At 60.7% G+C, this 24,924-nt stretch carries 23 protein-coding genes, 1 other RNA gene and 1 pseudogene; 15 read left to right on the top strand and 10 right to left on the bottom strand.

Translation table 11 applies throughout. The annotated features are described in order from the left end of the window. Positions 1–161 precede the first annotated feature (161 nt). From ccoN to AB4N41_RS17820, 6 genes are all read left to right on the top strand, one after another. Positions 162–1,604, top strand: a complete 1,443-nt coding sequence (gene ccoN / locus AB4N41_RS17845; RefSeq protein ID WP_024012334.1) for a cytochrome-c oxidase, cbb3-type subunit I — start codon at positions 162–164, stop codon at positions 1,602–1,604. Then, a complete protein-coding gene (ccoO, locus tag AB4N41_RS17840) occupies positions 1,604–2,212 on the top strand; it encodes a cytochrome-c oxidase, cbb3-type subunit II (RefSeq protein WP_007917161.1) in 609 nt (202 codons plus the stop codon). Before ccoN ends, ccoO begins: the two co-directional genes overlap by 1 nt. Before the next feature lie 5 nt (positions 2,213–2,217). After that, a complete protein-coding gene (locus tag AB4N41_RS17835) occupies positions 2,218–2,403 on the top strand; it encodes a CcoQ/FixQ family Cbb3-type cytochrome c oxidase assembly chaperone (RefSeq protein ID WP_016775513.1) in 186 nt (61 codons plus the stop codon). Next, on the top strand, positions 2,400–3,383 hold the full coding sequence (gene ccoP / locus AB4N41_RS17830) for a cytochrome-c oxidase, cbb3-type subunit III (protein WP_150635810.1): 984 nt from the start codon (positions 2,400–2,402) through the stop codon (positions 3,381–3,383). Before AB4N41_RS17835 ends, ccoP begins: the two co-directional genes overlap by 4 nt. Positions 3,384–3,909: 526 nt before the next feature. Beyond that, the gene (locus AB4N41_RS17825; RefSeq protein WP_056786773.1) at positions 3,910–4,164 is read left to right on the top strand and encodes a type II toxin-antitoxin system Phd/YefM family antitoxin; all 255 of its coding nucleotides are present in this window, start codon (positions 3,910–3,912) and stop codon (positions 4,162–4,164) included. Continuing rightward, complete coding sequence (locus AB4N41_RS17820; RefSeq protein WP_252877781.1) at positions 4,164–4,583, top strand: type II toxin-antitoxin system VapC family toxin; 420 nt, start codon at positions 4,164–4,166, stop codon at positions 4,581–4,583. Before AB4N41_RS17825 ends, AB4N41_RS17820 begins: the two co-directional genes overlap by 1 nt. Positions 4,584–4,621: 38 nt before the next feature. Here AB4N41_RS17820 and AB4N41_RS17815 read toward each other — a convergent pair whose 3' ends face one another. Continuing rightward, a complete protein-coding gene (locus AB4N41_RS17815; protein WP_252877780.1) occupies positions 4,622–5,626 on the bottom strand; it encodes a metallophosphoesterase family protein in 1,005 nt (334 codons plus the stop codon). 482 nt (positions 5,627–6,108) lie between these two features. Between AB4N41_RS17815 and ccoG the strand changes: the two genes are divergently transcribed. The 6 genes from ccoG (at position 6,109) to hemN (ending at position 13,233) form a co-directional block, all read left to right on the top strand. Continuing rightward, positions 6,109–7,524, top strand: a complete 1,416-nt coding sequence (gene ccoG / locus AB4N41_RS17810; protein ID WP_016773872.1) for a cytochrome c oxidase accessory protein CcoG — start codon at positions 6,109–6,111, stop codon at positions 7,522–7,524. A gap of 13 nt (positions 7,525–7,537) precedes the next feature. Continuing rightward, the gene (locus AB4N41_RS17805) at positions 7,538–8,077 is read left to right on the top strand and encodes a FixH family protein (protein ID WP_056784237.1); all 540 of its coding nucleotides are present in this window, start codon (positions 7,538–7,540) and stop codon (positions 8,075–8,077) included. A gap of 213 nt (positions 8,078–8,290) precedes the next feature. After that, the gene (locus AB4N41_RS17800; RefSeq protein WP_252877779.1) at positions 8,291–10,741 is read left to right on the top strand and encodes a heavy metal translocating P-type ATPase; all 2,451 of its coding nucleotides are present in this window, start codon (positions 8,291–8,293) and stop codon (positions 10,739–10,741) included. Positions 10,742–10,764: 23 nt separating this feature from the next. Continuing rightward, positions 10,765–10,977, top strand: coding sequence for a cbb3-type cytochrome oxidase assembly protein CcoS (gene ccoS, locus AB4N41_RS17795; RefSeq protein WP_039763029.1), 213 nt, complete (start codon positions 10,765–10,767; stop codon positions 10,975–10,977). Continuing rightward, positions 10,970–11,653 (top strand): sulfite exporter TauE/SafE family protein, encoded by a 684-nt coding sequence (locus tag AB4N41_RS17790; protein ID WP_041479091.1) that lies wholly within the window; start codon positions 10,970–10,972, stop codon positions 11,651–11,653. The genes ccoS and AB4N41_RS17790 overlap by 8 nt, the downstream gene beginning before the upstream one ends. A gap of 197 nt (positions 11,654–11,850) precedes the next feature. After that, on the top strand, positions 11,851–13,233 hold the full coding sequence (gene hemN, locus AB4N41_RS17785) for an oxygen-independent coproporphyrinogen III oxidase (RefSeq protein WP_236169137.1): 1,383 nt from the start codon (positions 11,851–11,853) through the stop codon (positions 13,231–13,233). Here hemN and AB4N41_RS17780 read toward each other — a convergent pair. After that, on the bottom strand, positions 13,230–13,712 hold the full coding sequence (locus AB4N41_RS17780; protein WP_150741395.1) for a hypothetical protein: 483 nt from the start codon (positions 13,710–13,712) through the stop codon (positions 13,230–13,232). The two genes, hemN and AB4N41_RS17780, sit on opposite strands and share 4 nt — an antisense overlap. A gap of 154 nt (positions 13,713–13,866) precedes the next feature. Between AB4N41_RS17780 and fnr the strand changes: the two genes are divergently transcribed. Next, complete coding sequence (fnr, locus tag AB4N41_RS17775) at positions 13,867–14,601, top strand: fumarate/nitrate reduction transcriptional regulator Fnr (RefSeq protein WP_016773865.1); 735 nt, start codon at positions 13,867–13,869, stop codon at positions 14,599–14,601. 75 nt (positions 14,602–14,676) lie between these two features. After that, the gene (locus AB4N41_RS17770; protein ID WP_252877778.1) at positions 14,677–15,231 is read left to right on the top strand and encodes an adenine phosphoribosyltransferase; all 555 of its coding nucleotides are present in this window, start codon (positions 14,677–14,679) and stop codon (positions 15,229–15,231) included. A gap of 110 nt (positions 15,232–15,341) precedes the next feature. Here the strand turns inward: AB4N41_RS17770 and AB4N41_RS17765 are convergent, their stop codons facing one another. From AB4N41_RS17765 to dnaX, 5 genes are all read right to left on the bottom strand, one after another. Continuing rightward, on the bottom strand, positions 15,342–16,490 hold the full coding sequence (locus AB4N41_RS17765) for an acyl-CoA dehydrogenase family protein (RefSeq protein ID WP_150741394.1): 1,149 nt from the start codon (positions 16,488–16,490) through the stop codon (positions 15,342–15,344). A gap of 192 nt (positions 16,491–16,682) precedes the next feature. Beyond that, a complete protein-coding gene (gene recR, locus AB4N41_RS17760) occupies positions 16,683–17,285 on the bottom strand; it encodes a recombination mediator RecR (RefSeq protein ID WP_016773861.1) in 603 nt (200 codons plus the stop codon). A 66-nt stretch (positions 17,286–17,351) separates the two neighbouring features. Beyond that, the gene (locus AB4N41_RS17755; protein ID WP_095180857.1) at positions 17,352–18,386 is read right to left on the bottom strand and encodes an NADP-dependent oxidoreductase; all 1,035 of its coding nucleotides are present in this window, start codon (positions 18,384–18,386) and stop codon (positions 17,352–17,354) included. A 260-nt stretch (positions 18,387–18,646) separates the two neighbouring features. Further along, on the bottom strand, positions 18,647–18,985 hold the full coding sequence (locus AB4N41_RS17750; RefSeq protein ID WP_003223337.1) for a YbaB/EbfC family nucleoid-associated protein: 339 nt from the start codon (positions 18,983–18,985) through the stop codon (positions 18,647–18,649). A gap of 66 nt (positions 18,986–19,051) precedes the next feature. Further along, positions 19,052–21,124 carry a DNA polymerase III subunit gamma/tau gene (dnaX, locus tag AB4N41_RS17745; protein WP_252877777.1) on the bottom strand — a complete coding sequence of 691 codons (2,073 nt, stop codon included), beginning with the start codon at positions 21,122–21,124 and terminating at the stop codon, positions 19,052–19,054. A 145-nt stretch (positions 21,125–21,269) separates the two neighbouring features. Here dnaX and AB4N41_RS17740 point away from each other — a divergent pair, with 145 nt between their 5' ends. Continuing rightward, entirely contained in the window at positions 21,270–22,019 is a 750-nt protein-coding gene (locus tag AB4N41_RS17740) for a substrate-binding periplasmic protein (RefSeq protein ID WP_252877776.1), read from the top strand. A gap of 20 nt (positions 22,020–22,039) precedes the next feature. Here AB4N41_RS17740 and AB4N41_RS17735 read toward each other — a convergent pair. From AB4N41_RS17735 to ffs, 3 genes and pseudogenes are all read right to left on the bottom strand, one after another. Beyond that, positions 22,040–24,006: pseudogene (locus AB4N41_RS17735) on the bottom strand (hypothetical protein). A 36-nt stretch (positions 24,007–24,042) separates the two neighbouring features. Further along, entirely contained in the window at positions 24,043–24,543 is a 501-nt protein-coding gene (locus tag AB4N41_RS17730) for a hypothetical protein (protein WP_252877774.1), read from the bottom strand. Positions 24,544–24,744: 201 nt separating this feature from the next. After that, positions 24,745–24,841, bottom strand: an RNA gene (ffs, locus tag AB4N41_RS17725) — signal recognition particle sRNA small type. Positions 24,842–24,924: the final 83 nt, after the last annotated feature.

The raw sequence follows: 24,924 nt of genomic DNA, 5'->3' as shown, positions 1-24,924 counted from the left end.
TCAGAGGCCATTTTTGACCCTACGCGGCGCATGGAAAGGCCGCAGAATCAGCGTTGGAAAGCATTGACCCAGGTCATGGCGCGTTGCAATGACCCCCTGCTTTATACATACTTGCGGCCGATTTTATCCCTATAAAAATACCCAAACCGTGGAACCTTAGAATGAGCACAGCAATCAGTCCGACTGCTTATAACTATAAGGTAGTCCGCCAGTTCGCCATCATGACGGTGGTCTGGGGGATCCTTGGCATGGGGCTCGGTGTCTTCATCGCCTCGCAACTGGTCTGGCCGGAACTGAACTTCGGTCTGCCGTGGACGAGCTTTGGACGCTTGCGCCCGTTGCACACAAACCTGGTGATTTTCGCCTTCGGCGGTTGTGCACTGTTTGCCACTTCCTACTATGTCGTGCAGCGAACCTGCCAGACGCGACTGATTTCCGACAGCCTCGCTGCCTTCACCTTCTGGGGCTGGCAAGCGGTGATCGTCGGCGCAATCATTACCTTGCCGCTGGGTTACACCACCACCAAGGAATACGCCGAGCTGGAATGGCCGATCGCGATTCTGCTGGCAATTGTCTGGGTCACTTACGGTCTGGTGTTCTTCGGCACCATCACCAAGCGCAAAACCAAGCACATCTACGTCGGCAACTGGTTCTACGGCGCGTTCATCGTTGTCACCGCGATGCTGCACATCGTCAACCACATGTCGCTGCCGGTCAGCCTGTTCAAGTCGTATTCGGCTTACTCCGGTGCCACTGACGCGATGATCCAGTGGTGGTATGGCCACAACGCGGTGGGCTTCTTCCTGACCACCGGTTTCCTCGGGATGATGTACTACTTCGTGCCGAAACAGGCCGAACGCCCGATCTATTCCTATCGTCTGTCGATCGTGCACTTCTGGGCGCTGATCACCCTGTACATCTGGGCCGGCCCGCACCACCTGCACTACACCGCCCTGCCGGACTGGGCACAATCGCTGGGCATGGCGATGTCGATAATTCTGCTGGCGCCAAGCTGGGGCGGCATGATCAACGGCATGATGACCCTGTCGGGCGCCTGGCATAAGTTGCGCACCGACCCGATCCTGCGCTTCCTCGTGGTGTCGCTGGCGTTCTACGGCATGTCGACCTTCGAAGGGCCGATGATGGCGATCAAGACCGTCAACTCGCTCTCGCACTACACCGACTGGACCATCGGCCACGTACACGCCGGCGCCCTCGGTTGGGTAGCGATGATCTCGATCGGCGCGATCTACCACATGATCCCGAAACTGTTCGGCCGCGCGCAGATGCACAGCACCGGGCTGATCAATGCGCACTTCTGGCTTGCCACTATCGGCACCGTGCTCTACATCGCGTCGATGTGGGTCAACGGCATCACCCAAGGCCTGATGTGGCGTGCAATCAACGATGACGGCACCCTCACCTACTCGTTCGTCGAAGCGCTGCAGGCCAGCCACCCGGGCTTCATCGTCCGCGCGCTGGGCGGTGCTTTCTTTGCCAGCGGCATGCTGCTGATGGCTTACAACGTGTACCGCACTGTCCGTGCGTCGGATCCGGTTGAAGCCGAAGCCGCCGCCAAGATTGCCGTCGTTGGAGCTCACTGATGAAGCATGAAGCTGTCGAGAAGAATATTGGCCTGCTGGCCTTCTTCATGGTCATCGCCGTCAGCGTCGGTGGCCTGACCCAAATTGTTCCGCTGTTCTTCCAGGACGTCACCAACAAGCCGGTCGAGGGCATGAAGCCACGTTCGGCGCTGGAACTGGAAGGCCGCGACGTCTACATCGCCAACGGTTGTGTCGGCTGCCACTCGCAGATGATCCGCCCGTTCCGCGCTGAAACTGAACGCTATGGCCACTATTCGGTCGCCGGTGAAAGCGTCTGGGACCACCCGTTCCTGTGGGGCTCCAAACGTACCGGCCCGGATCTGGCCCGTGTGGGCGGTCGTTACTCCGATGACTGGCAGCGTGCGCACTTGTACAACCCGCGCAACGTGGTCCCCGAGTCGAAAATGCCGGCTTACCCGTTCCTCGTGGAAAACAAGCTCGACGGCAAGGAAACCGCGAAAAAAATGGAAGTCTTGCGCACCCTCGGCGTGCCGTACACCGACGAAGACATCGCCGGTGCACAGGATGCCGTGAAGGGCAAAACCGAAATGGACGCGCTGGTGGCCTATCTGCAAGGCCTGGGCACCATCATCAAAAGCAAACGGTGAATCTGATGGATATCGGGATGATTCGAGGCCTGGGCACCGTGGTCGTGATGGTGGCCTTCATCGGTCTGGCCTTGTGGGTGTTCAGCCCCAAGCGCAAGTCGGAGTTTGACGACGCGACCATGCTGCCTTTTGCGGATGATCCCGAAGCCATCAAGCACGTCGAGCAAGCTTCTAGGAGTAACAAAGAATGACTACATTCTGGAGTCTGTACGTCACAGTCCTCAGTCTCGGTACGATCTTCGCCCTGACCTGGCTGCTGCTGTCGACCCGCAAGGGCCAACGCAGCGAACAGACGGACGAGACGGTCGGCCACTCCTTCGACGGGATCGAGGAGTACGACAACCCGCTGCCGAAATGGTGGTTCATGCTGTTCGTCGGCACTATCGTGTTCGCTCTGGGCTACCTGGTGCTGTACCCGGGTCTGGGCAACTGGAAAGGTCTGCTGCCGGGCTACAACTATCTGGATACCGAGAAACAGACCGCGTTCGCCAACGGCCAGACTGGCTGGACCGGCGTCCACGAGTGGGAAAAGGAAATGGCCCGTTCGGACGCGCGCTTCGGTCCGATTTTCGCCAAGTTCGCGGCGATGCCGATCGAGGAAGTCGCCAAGGATCCGCAAGCACTGAAGATGGGCGGCCGTCTGTTCGCGTCCAACTGCTCGGTGTGCCACGGTTCCGACGCCAAGGGCGCCTATGGCTTCCCCAACCTGACCGACGCCGACTGGCGCTGGGGCGGTGAGCCGGAAACCATCAAGACCACCATCATGGGCGGCCGCCACGCGGTGATGCCGGCGTGGGCGGAAGTGATCGGTGAGCAAGGCGTGGCCGATGTGGCTGCTTACGTGGTGACCAATCTCGACGGCCGTAAATTGCCGGAAGGCACCAAGGCCGACCCGGCCAACGGCCAGAAACTCTTCGCCGCCAACTGCGTGGCTTGCCACGGCCCTGCCGGCAAAGGCACGCCGGCCATGGGTGCGCCCGACCTGACCCATCCGGGCGCATTCATCTACGGCTCGAGCTTCGCGCAACTGCAGCAGACCATCCGTTACGGTCGTCAGGGCCAGATGCCTGCGCAGGAACAACTGCAGGGCAATGACAAGGTGCACCTGCTGGCGGCGTATGTTTACAGCCTGTCTCACGGTGAAAAAGCACCGGAGGCGAAGGCTGAGTAAGGCCAACGCTTGAAGCAAAAAAGGCCCCGCCAATGGGAATTGGCGGGGCCTTTTTTCATGCTGGCATTCATGATTCGAAACGCTTGCTCAATGGACCTGAGCTGCGATGCACGGTAGGTTTTTTTCGCCCCGATAATCCATATCGGGTCCACTTCAAGGATGAAGCCCAATGTCGAAAGATCACCAAAGCGCACTGCAAAATCAGCCTCAACCCGGCTCTACCCATAGGGCAGGGTTCGAACGAACATCTGTGAAACCGTTACTCGAGGTATCGCAGCAAACCATGAACAGCCCCGGCGACGGTGGCGGACTCGACGGCCTCGGCGGCGGTAGATTGCTCTGACAAGGGCAGCAAAAACACCGAATTTACGCCCTGTATCCAGTGCCTCACGCCTTGGCGGGAGGCGCCTTCGCCGGTGCCCTTATGAAATTGACAAACCGATCGTCCCCGACCTGCCTTTTCGATTGCGGTGAAAACCTCAAAATAGTAACGTTCCTACATCAGAATTTCTGGAGGCCAAACATGATGGCCATCACCACCATTTCCAGCCGCGAGTTCAATCAGGACACCAGTGCAGCCAAAAAAGCCACGCGTCAAGGTCCAGTAATCATTACTGACCGAGGCAGGCCTGCCCACGTATTGCTCAGCATTGAGGAGTACCAGAAACTGACCGGTTGCGAGACCAGCATCGTTGAGCTGCTGGCGATGCCGAATGCGCTTGAAATCGAATTCGAACCCGAGCGCGCTGTAATCACTCCTCGCAGCGTGGACCTTTCCTGATGTTCCTACTGGATACCAATGTAGTTTCCGAGCTGCGGAAAAAACAAGCCGACAGGCATGTGGTGAAATGGGCAAACAGCGTTTCCCCAGCCAGCCTGTATCTATCCGCAATCACTGTGCTGGAACTGGAAACGGGCGTCCTGCGTATCGAACGTCGTGACCCTTCACAAGGCCAGCTGCTGCGCAACTGGCTGGAACATCACGTCAAACCGGCGTTCTCTGGAAGAATCCTGCCTGTCGATACCAGCGTCGCCACCCGGTGCGCACGATTGCATGTTCCCGACCGCAGCAGTGAATGCGACGCCTTGATCGCCGCCACCGCGCTTGTGCACGGGCTTACGCTGGTAACTCGCAACATTGCGGACTTTCAACTCAGCGGCGTCAATCTGATCAACCCATGGATCGCTGCGAATAACTGACTGCTGAACACCCCGCCCTATCACCGGCGGGGCTTTTTTCATGGGCGTTGGGCAAAGATTGAATGCACAACCGTGGTATCGATCAGCGTCCGCTCACGCCACTGGTTGTTCTTCACCAGATAGATCTGCAAATGCTTGCGATCCTCGGTGAAATTCGCAGTCAGGTAGGTTTGCTGAGAGGTGCTTCCGCTGAGATACATGGGGACGCTGCCCTCCCAGTAGGAACTTCCTCCCTCGGTATGCAGGTGGCCGGCGAAAATGGCCGTCACCTGGTACTTGTTGACCATGTCATGGAAACGCTTCTTCTGCTCGGGGCTGCCCTGGTGCCGCAAGGGTTTATGCATATTGATAATGATGGCGTAGCCCGACGCTCGCGCCAGTCGCAGATCGGTCTCGAGCCAGTCCAGTGCGTCGTTGATTTCGAACGTTGTCGGGTTCAACGGATGAGCAATCCGGGTGGTGTAGGTCGGCTCGTTATTAAGCTGAACCATATGCACTTCGCCGATATTTTTCGAATAGGCGAGACTACCGGCATACGTCCTGCTCAGAAAACCGTCAGTGATTTTCAGATCAAAGTTATCGACTTTACCTTCATGATGTTCTTTGAACTCGACAATACCTCCTGCAGCACAGTTATTGGTAAAGCAATCATCAACATTGTTTTCATAGTCGTGATTGCCCAAGCCGTAAAGATATTCACCCTTGAAGTGCCTGTTCAGCGAATCCTTCATGAACGAGCGCTGCCAGCCATGACCAAAAGCGGTTATATCGCCATTGATCATCAAAGGAACCTGCGCTTGGGAGCCGTGTAGATTTCTGAATTCGGCAATGCTTGCAAGTTGTGTTTCAATCAGCCATTTCGAGCGCGCCGTGAATTCTGAATCCGATTCGGGCTCGCGGATATCAGTCTTGTCTGTCCACGGATATTGAGTATCCGAAGCAAAGACCATATGTTTCGGCATGCCAGTTGTAGCCTGAGCGGTAATAGCCGAAGCTACCAGACAAGCACCCATAAAGGTGCTCATGAATTTATTCAAAGCCATGCTTGAAATTCCATTTCAATTAATTTTCGGTACGCAAAAGAAGTTTCGCGCGAACAGAACTTATTCGAATACAGCGAAAACTTCAAAGCCTTCACCAACAACAATCGAGTGAATATATTTCAGACCCACCAACTTACAACATACCAATTAATAGAAACCCGTAGCGTCCGGCCTGACTTGTCGCCAGAATGAAAACAATCACGGGTGTTATTCAACTTGCGAAATCAACGGCAGTGAGTGAACAAGCAATTGAAAGGATGAACTAGCCACTTCGGCAAAACCGTCCATACTCAACAAGTCAATTGATCTGCGTCAGGCTTTTGCGCAATCGCTACACCATCCGCATTTTTTACCCAACGCGACCAAAGGTCGCACCCTTGAGCCAGAGCGGCAGGCGTATCATCGCGCTACTGCAACAGCCTTTTTGACCTCGGTTGGCACGTATCGACCGAGGCATTTTTCCACTGCCGTGGGATGCAATGATGAGCAATCAGATTCCGGTACACGACGTCACGCCACCGAGCAAGAACGCGAACAACAGCGTCGATCTTTATGCCTCACGAGAAAAAATCTACACCCGGGCTTTCACCGGCCTGTTCCGCAATCTGCGGATGCTCGGCGGTGCGGCGTTGTTTCTGCTGTATTTCGGCACGGTGTGGCTGAACTGGGGCGGTCATCAGGCGGTGTGGTGGAACCTGCCGGAGCGCAAGTTCTTCATCTTCGGCGCGACTTTCTGGCCACAGGATTTCATCCTGCTCTCGGGCCTGTTGATCATTGCCGCGTTCGGCCTGTTCTTCATCACTGTCTATGCCGGGCGCGTCTGGTGCGGGTATACCTGCCCGCAGAGCGTGTGGACGTGGATTTTCATGTGGTGCGAAAAGGTCACCGAAGGCGACCGCAACCAGCGCATCAAGCTCGACAAGGCGCCGATGAGCGCCAACAAATTCCTGCGCAAGCTGGCCAAACATTCGCTGTGGCTGTTGATCGGTTTTGTCACCGGCATGACCTTTGTCGGCTACTTCTCGCCGATCCGCGAACTGGTTATCGAGTTCTTCACCGGCCAGGCCGATGGCTGGTCGTATTTCTGGGTCGGTTTTTTCACCCTCGCCACGTACGGCAATGCCGGTTGGTTGCGTGAGCAGGTGTGCATCTACATGTGCCCGTATGCGCGCTTCCAGAGCGTGATGTTCGACAAGGACACGCTGATCGTTTCCTACGACCCGCGCCGTGGCGAAAGCCGTGGGCCGCGCAAGAAAGGCATCGACTACAAGGCGCTGGGGCTGGGTGACTGCATCGACTGCACGATGTGCGTGCAGGTCTGCCCGACCGGCATCGACATCCGCGATGGCCTGCAGATCGAGTGCATCGGCTGCGCTGCGTGCATCGACGCTTGCGACAGCATCATGGACAAGATGGATTACCCGCGCGGGCTGATCAGCTACACCACCGAACACAACCTCTCCGGGCAGAAAACCCATAAACTGCGACCGCGCCTGATCGGCTACGCCGTGGTGCTGCTGGCGATGATCAGCCTGTTGGTCGCTGCGTTCTTCATGCGTTCGCTGGTCGGTTTCGACGTCAGCAAAGACCGCGTGCTGTACCGCGAAAACGCTGAAGGCCGGATCGAAAACGTCTACAGCCTGAAGATCATGAACAAGGATCAGCGCGACCACACTTACCTGCTGCAAGCCGAGGGTCTGCCGGACCTGCGCCTGCAAGGCAAGCGCGAGATCAAGGTTGCCGCCGGCGATATCGTCAGCATGCCGGTCGAGTTGTCGAGCGCACCGGAACAACTGCCATCGAGCACCAACGAGGTGAAATTCATCCTCAAGGATGCCGATGACGAAAGCGTCCACGTTGAAGCCAAGAGCCGATTCATCGGCCCACAAATCCGTTGAGAGAATTTTGAACATGCCCGCTGCAAACGCCGCAAGTCCCTGGTACAAGCACCTCTGGCCGTGGATCATCATCGCGATTCTGGCTTGCTCGGTGGCCTTGACCCTGTCGATGGTGACCATCGCGGTGAACAACCCGGACAATCTGGTCAACGACAACTATTACGAAGCAGGCAAAGGCATCAACCGTTCACTGGATCGCGAGCTGCTGGCGCAAACCCTGAAGCTGCGTGCAGCGGTGCATCTGGATGATGTGACCGGGGAAGTCGACTTGCGCTTGAACGGTGACAGCCAGCCGCAAACGCTGGAGCTGAACCTGATCTCGCCGACCCAGCCGGAGAAGGATCGCAAGATCGTTCTGACCCGCAGTGGCAGCGAGAGCGGGCGCTACATCGGCCAGCTAAGCGACAAGGTTGAAGGGCGACGGTTTGTCGAGTTGCTTGGCAGCCAGGACGAGCACGTGTGGCGCATGTTTGAAGAAGAGCTGGTCAGCCATGACAAGGAGCTGCTGCTGGGTGATGAGCCATTGCAGGGTGCCGAAGATCTGAAGAAGTGAATCAAAATCAAGAGCCCCTCACCCTAGCCCTCTCCCGGAGGGAGAGGGGACTGATCTCGGTTGCTTGGAAGCGGGGCGTATGACAGTGACAATGTCGGCGACTGAAGCCGCTCTTCAGGCTCACATCGATCGGCTCCCTCTCCCTCCGGGAGAGGGCTGGGGTGAGGGCAAGCGAACACCCCCAATGCAAGGGCTCACACCCTCATCAATGCCATGACCACCCCAATCCCCTGCTACCACTGCGCCCTGCCCGTCCCGTCCGGCAGCCGCTTCACCGCCGTCGTCCTCGGGCAGGCCCGCGAGTTCTGCTGCCCGGGCTGTCAGGCGGTAGCCGAAGCCATCGTCGCCGGTGGTCTGGAAAGCTATTACCAGCATCGCAGCGAAGCGTCGGCCAATCCCGAAGCGCTGCCGGTGCAACTGAGCGATGAACTGGCGCTGTACGACCGCGCCGACGTGCAGCAGCCCTTCGTGCGCCACGAAGGCGATCTGGCTGAAACCACGCTGTTGATGGAAGGCATCAGTTGCGCCGCCTGCGGCTGGTTGATCGAGAAACACCTGCGCACCCTGCCCGCCGTCGCCGAAGCGCGGTTGAACCTGTCCAACCATCGCCTGCACGTGCGTTGGGCCGACGCACAATTGCCGCTGAGCCAGATCCTCGCCGAGCTGCGCCACATCGGTTACGCCGCCCACCCGTACCAGGCCGACCGCGCCAGCGAACAGCTGGCCAGCGAGAATCGCCTGGCCCTGCGCCAGCTCGGCGTCGCCGGGTTGCTGTGGTTTCAGGCGATGATGGCGACCATGGCTACCTGGCCGGAATTCAACATCGACCTCAGTCCCGAGCTGCACACGATCCTGCGCTGGGTCGCGCTGTTTCTGACTACACCCATCGTGTTCTACAGCTGCGCGCCGTTCTTCAAAGGCGCGATGCGCGATTTGCGTACGCGCCACCTGACCATGGACGTTTCTGTTTCACTGGCGATCGGCAGCGCTTACATCGCCGGGATCTGGACATCGATTACCGGGGTCGGCGAGCTGTACTTCGATGCGGTCGGCATGTTCGCGCTGTTTCTGCTCGCCGGACGCTATCTGGAACGCCGCGCCCGCGAACGCACCGCTGCTGCCACCGCGCAACTGGTCAACCTGTTACCGGCCTCGTGCCTGCGCCTGGATAGCGATGGCCAGAGCGAACGCATCCTGCTCAGCGAGTTGCGTGTGGGCGAGCGGATTCTGGTGCAACCGGGCTCGATTCTGCCGGCTGACGGCAAGATCATCGACGGTCAGTCGAGCATCGACGAATCGCTGCTGACTGGCGAATACCTGCCGCAGCCACGCACGCTCGGCGATGCTGTTACTGCGGGCACGCTCAATGTCGAAGGCGCATTGACCGTGCAAGTGCAGGCGCTGGGACAGGACACGCGTCTCTCCGCGATCGTGCGTCTGCTCGACCGCGCTCAGGCGGAGAAACCGCGTCTGGCAGAAATCGCCGACCGCGCCGCGCAATGGTTCCTGCTGCTGTCGCTGATTGCCGCAGCAGTGATCGGCGTGCTGTGGTGGCAACTGGATTCTTCACGGGCGTTCTGGATCGTCCTCGCCATGCTGGTAGCGACCTGCCCGTGCGCGCTGTCGCTGGCGACGCCGACCGCCCTCACCGCCGCCACCGGCACCCTGCACAAACTCGGCCTGCTGCTGACCCGCGGCCATGTGCTGGAAGGCTTGAACCAGATCGACACGGTGATTTTCGACAAGACCGGTACGCTCACCGAAGGCCGCTTGGTGCTGCGCTCGATTCGCCCGCTCGGCGCGCTCGACAGCGAGCAATGCCTGAGCCTCGCCGCTGCGCTGGAAAACCGCTCGGAACACCCGATCGCCCGCGCTTTCGGGCGTGCGCCGCTGGCCGCCGAGGACGTGCACAGCACACCAGGCCTGGGCCTGGAAGGCGTGGTCGGTGAGCAACGCTTGCGCATCGGTCAGGCGCCGTTCGCCTGTGCCCTGAGCGGCGCGGCACTGCCGTCAATGCCTGATGAGGCCGGGCAATGGCTGCTGCTCGCTGACACCCACGGGCCGCTGGCGTGGCTGGTGCTCGATGATCGCCTGCGTGACGACGCCCCCGCCCTGCTCGCGGCCTGCAAAGCGCGGGGCTGGCGCACCTTGCTGTTGTCCGGCGACAGTTCGCCGATGGTCGCCAGTGTCGCCGCCGAACTGGGCATCGACGAGGCCCGTGGCGGCTTGCGCCCCGATGACAAACTGCAAGTGCTGCAGCAACTTCATCGCGAAGGTCGCAAAGTGTTGATGCTCGGTGACGGCGTCAACGACGTGCCGGTGCTGGCTGCGGCCGATATCAGCGTGGCCATGGGCTCGGCCACCGATCTGGCGAAAACCAGCGCCGATGCAGTGTTGCTGTCCAATCGCCTTGACGCTCTGGTGCAAGCCTTCACGCTGGCGCGACGCACGCGCCGGGTAATCATCGAAAACCTGCTGTGGGCGGCGCTGTACAATGGCCTCATGTTGCCGTTCGCCGCCCTCGGCTGGATCACTCCGGTGTGGGCGGCGGTCGGCATGTCGATCAGTTCGCTGACCGTGGTGCTCAACGCCCTGCGCCTGACTCGTCTGCCGAGCGCACCGGCCGCCAGCACCGCAACAGCAACCCGCCCGCTCCCGGCCTGAGCCGCGCGGGCCTGGAGTTACCGATGCCAGCTCTCTATGTGATGATTCCCGCTGCCTTGCTCATCGTCGCCATCGCCGTGTACATCTTCTTCTGGGCGGTGGATAGCGGTCAGTACGACGACCTCGACGGCCCGGCACACAGCATCCTTTTTGACGATCAGGACCCCAACCACACCGCTGCGGTGGACGAAGCCAACGCCGGCAAACCGGACGACAAGGCGCCACCCCATGCTTGAACTGGCGCCGCTGCTGGTCTCGGCGCTGATCCTCGGCCTGCTCGGTGGCGGCCACTGTCTGGGTATGTGCGGCGGTCTGATGGGCGCGCTGACCCTGGCGATCCCCAAGGAGCAGCGCAGCCGGCGCTTTCGCCTGTTACTGGCGTACAACCTCGGGCGGATTCTCAGTTATGCCACGGCGGGACTGCTCATCGGTCTGGCCGGCTGGGCCGTCGCCAACAGCCCGGCGGCGCTGTTCATGCGCGTGCTGGCCGGTTTGCTGCTGATCGCCATGGGTTTGTACCTCGCCGGCTGGTGGAGCGGGTTGACGCGTATCGAAGCGCTCGGGCGTGGCTTGTGGCGTTTTATTCAACCCGTGGCGAATCGTTTGCTGCCGGTTTCCAGCCTGCCGCGTGCCTTGCTGCTCGGTGCGCTGTGGGGGTGGCTGCCGTGCGGGCTGGTTTACAGCACCTTGCTGTGGAGCGCGAGTCAGGGCAATGCGCTGGACAGTGCGTTGCTGATGCTCGCTTTCGGCCTCGGCACCTGGCCGGTGCTGCTCGCCACCGGGCTGGCGGCTGAGCGGGTCACCGCGATCCTGCGCAAACGCAGCGTGCGCATGGCGGGTGGCTTGCTGGTGATCCTGTTTGGCCTGTGGACCCTTCCCGGCCCGCATCAGCATTGGCTTATGGGCCATTAAATGTGTGGCGCGGCCTTCGCGAGCAGGCTCGCTCCCACAGGTCTTGAGTACGCTGCAAATCCAATGTGGGAGCGAGCCTGCTCGCGAAGACGCCCGCACGAACAACACAAATCCTCGCCGTTGATGCAAATCAAGATGCCCTGTAACGCACTCCCCTAGACTCGCCACACTGCCAGCCTATCCGGGGGAATGCCCGCATGCTCGACGCCATTCGTTGGGACTCTGATCTGATCCGCCGCTACGATCTGGCGGGGCCACGCTACACCTCGTACCCGACTGCCGTGCAATTTCACGGTCAGGTCGGCACTTTCGACCTGTTCCACGCCCTGCGCGACAGCCGCAAGGCCCAGCGGCCGTTGTCGCTGTACGTACATGTGCCGTTCTGCGCGAACATTTGCTACTACTGCGCCTGCAATAAGGTCATCACCAAGGACCGCGGCCGCGCGCAACCGTACCTGCAACGGCTCGAACAGGAAATCCAGTTGATTGCCTGCCACCTCGACCCGGCGCAAACCGTCGAGCAGCTGCATTTCGGTGGCGGCACGCCGACTTTTCTCAGCCACGACGAATTGCGCCAGCTGATGGCGCACCTGCGCAAGCATTTCAATTTGCTCAACGATGACTCGGGCGATTACGGCATTGAAATCGACCCGCGCGAGGCTGACTGGTCGACCATGGGCCTGCTGCGCGAACTGGGTTTCAACCGGGTCAGCATTGGCCTGCAGGATCTTGACCCGGCGGTGCAGCGCGCGGTCAATCGCCTGCAAAGCCTGGAAGAAACCCGCGCGGTGATCGATGCGGCGCGAACCCTGCAATTTCGCTCGATCAACATCGATCTGATTTATGGCCTGCCCAAGCAGACGCCCGACAATTTCGCCCGCACCGTCGAGGAAGTGATCAGCCTGCAACCGGATCGCCTCTCGGTATTCAATTACGCGCACCTGCCGGAACGCTTCATGCCGCAACGGCGAATCAACAGCAGCGAACTGCCGAGCCCGGCGCACAAGCTGGAAATGCTCCAGCGCACCATCGAGCAACTGACCGCTGCCGGCTACCGTTACATCGGCATGGACCACTTCGCCCTGCCTGATGACGAACTGGCGATTGCCCAGGAAGAGCACACCCTGCAACGCAACTTCCAGGGTTACACCACCCACGGCCATTGCGACCTGATTGGCCTAGGCGTGTCGGCGATCAGCCAGATCGGCGATCTGTACTGCCAGAACAGCAGCGACCTCAACGCGTATCAGAACAGCCTGGCCAGCGCGCAGCTGGCGACCAGTCGCGGTCTGGTGTGCAACGCCGACGACCGCTTGCGCCGCGCAGTGATTCAGCAACTGATCTGCAATTTCAAACTCGAGTTCGCCGAGATCGAGCAGCAGTTCAACATCGATTTTCAAGGCTACTTCGGCGCGCTCTGGCCGCAGTTGCAAGGTATGGCCGAGGATGGCCTGATCAGGCTTGAGCGCGAGCGCATCGAGGTGTTGCCAGCGGGCCGATTGCTGGTGCGCTCGGTGTGCATGGTCTTCGATGCGTACCTGGAGCAGCAGAACCGCCAGCGTTTCTCACGGGTGATTTAAGGCTTGGTCAGCAACGAGCCGACTTTGAGGTTCTGATCAGGATTGAGCGCCGACTGGTTCATGACTTTCGACAGGGCGAGGTTGGCGGTGATCAGGCCACTGTTGAGGGCGGCGATGGCGCCCCGCAGTGCGGCGAGCTTGTTGATCTTTTCCTCGGTGGAGAGGGTTCTGTCTGACATGACCGCCGCCATGCGCGCTTTTTTCTCGATGATTTCTTTTTGAATCTTGCGAATCATCTTCAGCAACTGTTGGATGTTCTCCGGTAAGCCACTGTTGTCGATGTCACTGTTTTCGCCACCGACAGCGGCGGATTTGGCGATGGCCGCGCCGGAGAGCGACACTTTGACGCCCTCGACCAAGGTCGGGGTTGCCGTGTGCGACAAGTCTTCATCGCGATCGATTGCAGCGTCGGTGCTGGTCATCTCCGGCGAAGCGGCAACGCCGCTGCTGCCGGGGCTTAGCGTACCAATGGCGGTCATCGGGGCCTTCCTTGGTTGAATGCTGATAGCGGGTTATCGGCCGCCGGTGCTGCGGCTTTATGTCTGTAGGACAACGCCGCCACGTGCTGGCCTGAATGTCCTCCCGTGGGTTACCCTTACGGCTTATGTGTGTTTTCCCACAAGGATTGAAGAAATGTCCGAGCCAGTCAAACTGCGCGCTCACAACCAGGCCCATTGCAAGGATTGCAGCCTGGCCCCGCTCTGCCTGCCACTTTCTCTGAATCTGGAAGACATGGATGCGCTCGACGAAATCGTTAAACGCGGCCGCCCGCTGAAGAAGGGCGAGTTCCTGTTCCGCCAGGGCGACACCTTTGATTCCGTTTATGCAGTCCGCTCCGGCGCCCTGAAGACCTTCAGCCTGAGCGATGCCGGCGAAGAGCAACTGACCGGTTTCCACCTGCCAAGCGAACTGGTTGGCCTGTCGGGCATGGACACCGAAAAACACCCGGTCTCGGCCCAGGCGCTGGAAACCACTTCGGTTTGCGAAATCCCCTTCGAGCGCCTCGACGAACTCGCGCTGCAATTGCCGCAACTGCGCCGCCAGTTGATGCGGGTGATGAGTCGCGAGATTCGTGACGACCAGCAAATGATGCTGCTGCTGTCGAAGAAAACCGCTGACGAGCGCATCGCTACTTTCCTGGTCAACCTGTCGGCACGCTTCCGCGCTCGCGGCTTCTCGGCCAACCAGTTCCGCCTGAGCATGTCGCGCAATGAAATCGGTAACTACCTGGGCCTGGCGGTGGAAACCGTGTCGCGGGTGTTCACCCGTTTCCAGCAGAACGAGCTGATTGCCGCCGAGGGCAAGGAGATCCATATCCTCGACCCGATTCAGCTGTGCGCGTTGGCCGGCGGTTCGATCGAAGGCTGATCACGACCCGCGGTTGAGCGAATCGTTTCAGCCGCGGGTATACTGCGCCGTTTGCAGCCCTGCCAGGACACCCCGATGGTCTTCGACTCCTTCGACATCAAAATCAAATCCCTGATCCGCCCCGTGATCGACTTCCCGAAACCGGGCGTGATCTTTCGCGACATCACCCCGCTGTTCCAGTCGCCGACGGCCCTGCGCCTGGTGATGGACAGCTTCGCCCATCGCTACGTCGAAGCCGACTTCACCCACATCGGCGCCATGGATGCCCGTGGTTTTCTGATCGGTTCGGTACTGGCCTATCAGTTGAACAAGCCGCTGGTGCTGTTCCGCAAGCAAGGCAAACTGCCGGCGGACGTACTGGCCGAAGGTTACGCCACCGAGTACGGCGAAGCGTTTCTGGAAGTGCACGCCGACAGCCTGTGTGAAGGCGATTCGGTGGTGATGTTCGATGACCTGATCGCTACCGGCGGCACGCTGATCGCAGCAGCCAACCTGATTCGCCGCATGGGCGCGCGGGTGCATGAAGCGGCGGCGATCATTGACCTACCGGAGCTGCAAGGTTCGCAGCGCTTGCAGGACATGGGCATTCCGACGTTCTGCCTGACGCAGTTTGCGTTGACTGACAAATAAGCAGCGTCTGACAGGCCGCTTTCGCGAGCAGGCTCGCTCCCACAGGGGAATGCATTTCAACTGTGGGAGCGAGCCTGCTCGCGAAGGGGCCGGCAGCTACACCGCAGGACTTAGAGCCCCATCTGCTTGCTGATGATTTCGTTCATCACTTCCCGCGTTCCGCCGCCAATCGACAGAATGCGATTATCCCGATACAGCCGCTCCACCAGGCTTTCACGCATGTAACCGAGCCCGCCAAGGATCTGCACGGCTTCGGTGGTGATCCGGTCCGAGGTGTCGGTGGCGAAGTTCTTCGCCATGGAAATCTCCTTGATCACGCTCTGCCCCGCCGCCATTTTCGCTGCTTGCCGGTAAGTGAACTCCCGCGACACTTCCAGCGCCGTGGCCATTTCGGCGAGGCGATGTTTGATCACCTGAAACTTGCCGATGGGTTTGCCGAACGCCTCACGCTCGCGCGCCCACTTCAGGCTCTCCTCCAGCGCCAATTGCGCCGTCATGTTGGCCATCAGCGCCAGCGCCAGGCGTTCGCTCTGGAAATTGCCCATGATGCAGGCGAAGCCCATGTTCTCGGCGCCGATGAGGTTTCCTACAGGCACGCGGCAATCGTCGAAGAACAATTCAGCCGTGTCCGACGCCCACCAGCCCATTTTCTTCAACTGCCTACCGACACTGAACCCCGGCGTGCCCTTCTCGATCAGCAACAAACTGATGCCGCCAAACCCCGGCGCACCGGTGCGCACCGCGACGGTGTAGAAATCCGCGCGCACGCCGCTGGTGATAAAGGTCTTGCTGCCGCTGACCCGGTAGAAATCGCCGTCACGCACGGCGCGGGTTTGCAGGTTGGCGACGTCGGAACCGCCACCGGGCTCGGTCACCGCCAGGGCGCTGATTTTCTCGCCGCTGAGCACTTGGGGGACGACCCGCTCTCGCACTTCAGGCCGCGCCCATTTGACGATCGGCGGCAAACCGATATCCAGCGAACCCAGCCCCGCCACCAGCCCGCCTGAGCCACAGCGCATCAACTCTTCACTGGCGGCGACCTTGGCGAACAGATCGCCTTCATGGCTGCCGCCGAGCGCCTCGGGATAGCCGATACCGAGAATGCCCGCCGCACCGGCCTTGAGGTACAGCTCACGGGGAAAGCTTTCGGCTTCTTCCCACTGATCGATGTCCGGCAGGATCTCGCGTTCGACGAAACGTCTGACGCTGTCACGGACCAATTGGTGGCTGGGGTCGAAGTATTCCTGAAAGGCAGGCATGGGCGAGCTCCACGGAAGGGTTCGCCGACGTTAACCGAGCGCTTGCTTGGTTACCAATGAAATTGTGTGAATCAGATGGACCGTGGTGCGCCATTCGCGAGCAGGCTCGCTCCCACAGGGGATTTGTGAACGACACAAAACCAATGTGGGAGCGAGCCTGCTCGCGAAGGCGTCAGTTCAGACGCCGCAAATTCAGAGGGAAATCGGTTTACGCCCGGCAAACGAATGCGCCAGCGTGCCGCCGTCGACCAGCTCCAGCTCACCGCCCAGCGGTACGCCGTGGGCAATCCGCGAGGCGACCAGGCCTTTGTTGTTGAGCAACTGCGCGATGTAGTGCGCCGTCGCTTCGCCTTCCACCGTCGGGTTGGTGGCGAGGATGACTTCAGTAAAGGTCCCCGCCTCTTCAATCCGCGCCATCAGTTGCGGAATACCGATCGCTTCCGGCCCCAGGCCATCCAGCGGCGACAGGTGCCCCTTGAGCACGAAATAGCGGCCACGGAAGCCGGTCTGCTCCACCGCATAAACGTCCATCGGCCCTTCGACCACGCAGAGCAGCGTGTCATCGCGGCGCGGGTCGGCGCATTGCGGGCAGAGGTCGTCTTCGGTCAGCGTGCGGCACTGGCGGCAATGGCCAACGCCTTCCATGGCCTGGCTCAAGGCCTGGGCCAGACGCGTACCGCCGCTGCGATCACGTTCGAGCAACTGCAACGCCATGCGCTGAGCGGTTTTCTGACCCACGCCTGGCAAGGTGCGCAGAGCGTCGATCAGTTGGCGAATCAAAGGGCTGAAGCTCATGGGTAAACAGTCCGACTAAACAACGAGACGCGGTTTATACCCGCGCCTCTGGCCAGCGTCAAATCCTCAGTCCTGGGCGACCCGGACCACCAGTTTGCCGAAGTTGCGCCCTTCCAGCAGACCGATGAACGCCTCGGGTGCCTGCTCCAGGCCTTCGACCACGTCCTCGCGGAACTTCACCTTGCCGTCGCGTACCCACGGCACCATGTGGCTGATGAATTCCGGCTGACGATCACCGTAATCGTCGAAGACGATGAAGCCCTGAATCCGCACACGCTTGGTGAGCAAAGTGCGTTGCAGCATCGGCAAACGATCCGGGCCGGTCGGCGCCTCGGCGGCGTTGTAGCCGGCGATCAGGCCGCACAACGGGATGCGCGCCTTGGGATTGAGCAACGGCACGACGGCATCGAAGACATGGCCGCCGACGTTCTCGTAATAGATGTCGATGCCGTTGGGACAGGCCTTGGCCAGTTGCTCGGCGAAGTCATCGGCCTTGTGGTCGATGCAGGCATCAAAACCCAGCTCCTCAACGACGTATTTGCACTTCTCGGCCCCACCGGCCACACCGACCGCGCGCAGGCCTTTGATCTTCGCCACTTGCCCGACCACCGAGCCGACGGCGCCGGACGCCGCGGCCACCACCAGGGTTTCGCCCTCTTTCGGCTGGCCGATGTCCATCAGGCCCATGTACGCGGTCATGCCCGGCATACCCAGCACCCCGAGGGCCATCGACGGGCTCGGCAGGCCGGCCGGGATCGGCATGATGTTGCGGCCGTCGCTGATGCTGTGGCTCTGCCAACCGGTGGCGCCAACCACCAGATCACCTACGTGGAATTTCGGATGATTGGACTGCTCGACCCGGCTGACCGCACCACCGGTCATGACTTCGCCGATTTGCACTGGCGCAGCGTAGGACGGTGCGTCGCTCATGCGCCCGCGCATGTACGGGTCGAGAGAGAGGTACAGGGTTTTCAGCAGGACTTGACCGTCCTGCAGATCGGGCAATGCCTCGCGCTCCAGACGGAAGTTCTCCGGGGTCGGCGCGCCGCTCGGGCGCGAGGCGAGGACGAAGCGTTGATTGAGGGTGAGAGGGTCGGACATGTCAGCGTCTCCTGTGAATGGGGAATTCGGTGTATAGGGAGCAGACCTTGGTAGCGGTGGTGTGTTCGATGTTTCTTCAGTTGTGCCGAGGTGACTTCATTCGCGAGCAGGCTCGCTCCCACACTTGGAAATGCAATCCCTGTGGGAGCGAGCCTGCTCGCGAAAGCGTCAGTCTGCGGCACATGCCCATCAGGCCGAAACAAAAATGCCAGGCACAATGCCTGGCATTTTGTGTAGCTCATCTGCCGCGCAATGGCGAATCAGAACGGCAGTTTCATACCCGCCGGCAGGTTCATGCCGGCGGTCATGCTGCCCATTTTTTCCTGGCTGTTGGCTTCGATCTTGCGCACGGCGTCGTTGACGGCGGCAGCGACCACGGCTTCCAGCATTTCTTTGTCGTCTTCGCTCAGGCCTTCGACCAGGCTTGGGTCGATGCTCACGCTTTTAACGTCGTGACGACCGGTCATCACCACGGTGACCATGTCGCCGCCGGCCTTGCCGGTGACTTCGGCGTTGGCCAGTTCTTCCTGCATCTTGGCCATTTTTTCCTGCATCTGCTGCGCCTGCTTCATCAGGCCGGCCATGCCACCTTTCATCATGGGAATCACCTCAAACGTACTTGGATAAAACAGCGCCCGGCCATCTTGGCCGAGCACCTTCAGTTATTAGCCTTGGGTGACCAAGGCGTCGACAGGTTCAATAGTATCGCTTCGCACCACCGCGCCGAACTGCTGAACCATCTGCTGGATGAACGGATCACCGTGGATCGATTCCTCGGCCTCGCGCTGGCGATTGGCGCGGCGGCGCGAGGCGGCCTGGGCCGGGGTTTCCTGCTCGGGCTTGATCAGCTCGATGGTCAGCGTCAGCGTGCGCCCGTGGAACTGGTTCAACGCGTCGTTGAGACGACGCTGCTGCGTGGCGTTGAACAGCGCGCTGTGGGCCGGATCAAGGTGCATCAGCCAGTGGTCGCCGTCGACCGCAATCAATGTGCAGTTGGCGGCGATGCTGCCGGTCATGCCGGAAATCGGCAGCTTCGGGAACAGCTCCAGCCATTGCAGGGCCAGGCCGGTGGCCGGCGCGGCGGCAGGTTCCGGCTCGGGCTCAGGCTCCGGATCGGCGGCGTGTTCGCTGGCCAGTTCGTCGAGGTAGCTGTAGGCCGAATCCATGTCCGGCTCGATGTAGTCTTCATCCAGCGGTGGTTCGTCGTCCATGTCCATGCCCGGCGTAGCGGCATCGACCTCGGCGACGGACGGCTCGGGAATTGGCGCAGCGGCCCACTCCGGCGCATCCGGCACCACGCTGTCCGGGGTCGGCAGCGGCATCGGCGGCAGCTCGGGCTGCTCGCCAGCGGTTTCCAGCACCGGTTCGACGGCGGGTTGCTGTACTGGTGCCGGCTCGGCCTCGGCTTCCACCGGGTCGTTCCATGGCAGATCGACCACGGTTTCGACGGCGACTGGCTCAGGCTCCGGTTGCGCTTCGACAACCGGCACAACCGGTTCTGGCTCGGCAGCGGGCGCGGGTGCTGGCGCAGCAGCCGCAGCCGCAGCGACCACCGGCGCAGGCTTCGGCGCGGCAGCCACTGAGTTTGCGGAATCAACTGTGGCCTGGCTGATCCCCACTGGCTTTAGCGGTTGCCTCGGCGCGTCTGCCGTATCCGCCGGTCGGAACGCGAGCATGCGCAGCAAGACCATCTCGAAACCGCCACGCGGGTCCGGCGCCAGCGGCAAGTCGCGGCGACCGATCAGGCCCATCTGGTAATAGAACTGCACGTCTTCGGCCGGCAACGCCTGGGCCAGGGCCAATACGCGATCACGGTCGCCGTGGCCATTGTCGACGCCTTCCGGCAACGCCTGAGCGATGGCCACGCGGTGCAGCACGTTGAGAATTTCCGAGAGCACGCCGTTCCAGTCCGGGCCTTGCTCGGCCAGATGCCGCACGGCTTCGAGCAGCGCCTTGGCATCGCCCTCGATCAGCGAATGCAGCACGTCATAGACCTGACCGTGATCCAGCGTGCCGAGCATGGCCCGCACGTCGGTCGCGAGGACCTTGCCTTCACCGAACGCGATGGCCTGATCGGTCAGGCTCATGGCGTCGCGCATCGAGCCGTCAGCAGCGCGGCCGAGCAGCCACAGTGCGTCGTCTTCGAAAGGTACGTTTTCTGCGGTCAGGACGTGGGTCAAATGCTCGACCACACGCTCGGGCGTCATGTTCTTCAGGGAGAACTGCAGGCAGCGCGAAAGAATCGTTGCCGGAAGTTTCTGCGGATCGGTGGTCGCCAGGATGAACTTGACGTAGGGCGGCGGCTCTTCGAGGGTTTTCAACAGCGCATTGAAGGAATGGCTGGAAAGCATGTGCACTTCGTCGATCAGGTAGACCTTGAAGCGCCCACGGCTTGGCGCGTACTGCACGTTATCGAGCAGTTCGCGCGTGTCTTCGACCTTGGTGCGGCTGGCGGCGTCGATCTCGATCAGGTCGACAAAACGACCTTCATCGATCTCGCGGCACACGGAGCACTCGCCGCAGGGGCTGGAGGTGATACCTGTCTCGCAGTTCAGGCACTTGGCAATAATCCGCGCGATGGTGGTCTTGCCGACCCCGCGCGTCCCGGTGAACAGGTAGGCGTGGTGCAGCCGTTGGCTGTCCAAGGCATTGATCAGAGCCTTGAGCACATGGGTCTGGCCGACCATTTCGCGGAACGAGCGCGGACGCCATTTACGTGCAAGAACCTGATAACTCATCGAAAACCGTCGCAGCGAAGGAAGCAGAAGCGGCTAATGCTAGCGGAGCAAGGGCAAAATTGCATCCGGTGTCCTCGTCTAATCTGGCTAAGCTGCATCAGCAGAGGCTTTTATCAGCTCGGGACGAGGAATTACCGGAGCGTCTATGCGGTGGGCCGTGGCGGCATTGCTGGGTATCAGCCTCAACGCGATGGCAGCGCAAGCGCCGTTGCGCTTCGCCGTGCCGGACAGTTGGGCGATGCCGATGGTGCAACTGCAAGGCGGCAGACCGACCCAGGGCATCCTGCATGACGTCCTGCTCAGCCTGGCGACCCAGGTCGGCGCGCCAGCGCAATTCGTCGTCCTGCCGCGCGCTCGGGTACAGAGCGCCATGGAGCACGGCGACATCGATGTGCGCTGCTATGCCGCACAGTCGTGGTTGCCGAATCAGTCCGGCGATTACATCTGGAGCGTGCCGTTGTGGTTTCAGCGCGACCTGCTGGTCAGCCGCAAGGAACAACCGGCGCAGATCAATCCCGCCCGGCTGCCGCGCCAGGCCATCGGCACCGTCCTCGGTTACAGCTACCCTACCCTGCAACCGCTGTTCGACGCTGACCAGTTGCAACGCGAAGACGCGCGCAATCAGGAACAGGTACTGGAAAAGCTGCTGGCCGGGCGATACCGCTATGCGGTGAGCAATCAGTGGACACTGGACTGGATCAATCAACGCCTGCTGCCGGAGCAGCAGTTGCAGGGGGTCGCGGTGCTGCAGGAACAGAATATCGGCTGCTATGTGAGGAACGACCCGAACGTGCCGGTGCAGCGGATCCTGCGCACGCTGCTGCGAATGAAAATGTCCGGCGAGATCGACGACATTATCCGGTTGTACACCGGCGCCTCTTCAACCACACCCTAGCTCCCACAGGGTTGGCCTGGTCAATAACCGTGCGACTCGCGGAATTTCGGCTCGCGGCTGTGGTGATAATCGATCCACTCGACCACGTCGTAAGGCAGATAAAGCTGCTGCCGGGCACGGGACACGGCGATGTACACGGCACAGATGCGCTGATCGAACTCGTAGGCATCCTTGAATTTCTCGTTGCTGAGCAACGTCCGGGTCAACAGCACGCGCTTGAACTCCATGCCGCCAGCCCGCTCGGCCATCATCAACAGACAGGCTTTGCCTGGCTCGATGATCTTTTGGCTCAGGCGAGTCAGGTCGGCAATCATGAAGCCGTTTTGCAACTGCGCCTCGATCCACAAGAAAGCTTCATCGAACTGGTTGGCGGCGCGCACCTGCTGCCAATCAGCCATGTCGCTGAAATACGGGTGCGGTCCTTTCTCGCTGGACCCGGCGTTGTAGAAATCGCGGCGGAACAGCTCGATGGCGGTGGTCATGAAATGCTTGATGTCGTCCTGCGCTTCCCGGTCGGGAAAACTGAAGGCGCAACTGGAGTCGTGCAGATGGATGGCCCACATCATCGTGTCCCAGGGTGACGCGGTCAGCACCACGCAACCTTCGGGCGGCACGAAGGCTTGCGGGTAGTACTCGATATCGACGTCGGCGTGACGAGCGCCTTCGAACGGCACCTTGCTCTTGTGCGTGTGGCGCGAGATCAGCGGATTGACCAGGCGCTCGACATTGCGCCCCGAACGCACCGAATAGCAGATATCGCTCTGACGAACTTCACGCTTGCGCTTGGGCGCCTCGCCCGTGGCCTGCTGATATTCATCGCCGAGGGTGATCAGCACCTGCTGCCCGCGCTCGATGATTTGCAGCAGCGACGCCGGCACGTCCTGGCTTTCGTCGATGATCACATGGGTATAGCGCGGCGGGACGCGGCAACCGGCCAGACTGGCGCGCTTGATCATGAGCAACGTCGGAAAGCCGCTCTGGCTGGCCCAGGCCGGATTGGCTTCCAGATACACCCACAGGCGACTGGAATATTCCAGCAGCGCCTGTGAGTCTGCACCGCTCAAGGGCTGCTGAAAATGCGGCAGGTGCCTGGCGGATAGCGTGTGATCTCTTGAGGCGCAATACAGCTCCAGCACGCGCAGACAAACCTCCAGAGTGCCCTGCCCATCGTGGTGGCGAAAGCCGAAGATATTCAGTTCCTGCGCCAGCGCCTGCCTGCTCGGGATCCGCGCTGGCGTCCTGGCCATGTGCGATCGGGGCCGAGCAACTGGGCCTGGGCAAAATCGTAGAAGGTCTGGCCAATTTCCGTGTCGTGCACTTGCACGATGTGCTTGCGCAACGTCGCCAGTTTCGCCGGGGTGCGCGCCAGCACCAGGGTGCGTTTCGAGCGCAGGCATTCGATCAGCGCGCTGAGCATGTAACTCTTGCCGATGCCCGCATAACCCTGCACGTGCAGGTCTTCGTCGAGGTTGGCACGGAAGGTTCGCAGCAGTTTGTCCTGCGCCGCGCTTAACCAGTGCTCGCGCTCGCGTGGCGTGACCATTTGCTGGCTGAACGGATTGTTCTGTTGCTGATGGCGAATTTTGTAGTCCACATCCCACTGCCCGCCGGGCAACAGATATTCCTGTGCGGCGACTTCATCGGCCATGAGAAACCGCAGGTTCAGGCCTTTGAGCGCATTGAGGCCGAAATACAATTTGCGCGAATCGAAAAGACGCCGCGCCTCTGCAAGCAGTCCCGCCGATCCGGAGCGCCGGGAGGTGACAGACCAGTCAATGAGTCTGGCGAGAATTTTCTCCGCTGCGCTGGCACTCAGGTCCTTTTCCGTGGCCTGGGCAAGGTTCTGGATGACCAGCACCGCCGCCAGTTCCGGGTCGCTCAGGTTGGCCAGTGCCGCGTCACCCTCGGGCTGCAACAGCGCCGTACACACATCATGGGTGATGGGCAGAAATACCGGGGTGGCCAAATCAAAATGTTCCGGGTGCATACAACCTCGCCGCCTGGGCTTTAATACAACACCAGATCAGTCCTGGTCATTCTCGTCGTGCATTTCATGAGACTGCGGCAAGTTTCCTTCACTGCCGGCCTCGGGGCTGATGCGCAGCTCGAAGGAGTAGCCGCCGAGCGTGCCGGACATGCCGCGTCGTTCAGTGCCGCTGGCCACCGCCGCCGCATCGATCTGCGCCTGCACTTCGTAGAGGGCCATTTCGAGCAGTTTGCGCAGGTGTTCAGGGTTTTGAGCGGTGGCGTGCAGTTGCAGGTCGTACTTTGCGGTCAGCGAGGCTGATGCGTGCTCGACGATCGCCGATTGTGCCTCGACCGGGACCGACTGTTCAGGCTCGTCTGCCGCGTTGAAAACAGCAGATGCCGCCAGAATCGCAGCGTGTTCTTCATCCATCAGATCGAGCACTCGCGACAGTTCCAGCGTGCGCTCGGGCTGATCCTGCATCTGCGCTTTGACTTCCAGACGACGTAACTGCCATTCGCGCAGCTTTTCCCGGGTCAGATCGTCAATTTCACCCACTTGCCTTACCTCTCGTTGCCAGGCGGGGGAGTATGCCACTGTTCGCTGTCGACAGCCGCACGGGCACTGGAAGCTGCCCGGCTGATCCGAGCATTTTTGCTGGCGGAGCAACGCCACTAGCCAAATCGCAGGCATAAAAAAACCGCAGTGGGCAAACCCATGCAGTTCTCTGAATTCTCGGTAGGTTCGTTAAGGTGGTGCCCCCACCAGCCACACCCCGGCACACAATGTTCCCGCTGTGGCTGCTTCCTTCCGGATCTGACCAGGTTCACGGGTAATCGTTGCGGGGGGACCGATGGGGTCACCATAACGACGCTTGCCTGTCGGCGAGCCGCGCCATTGTACCTGTCTGAGATGAAGTTACAACCGTTGGTTGCAGAT

Source organism: Pseudomonas sp. S2_A10, from assembly GCF_054668465.1.
The sequence above is the reverse complement of the archived record's forward strand: the minus strand, read 5'-3'. Positions and strand labels throughout refer to the sequence as shown.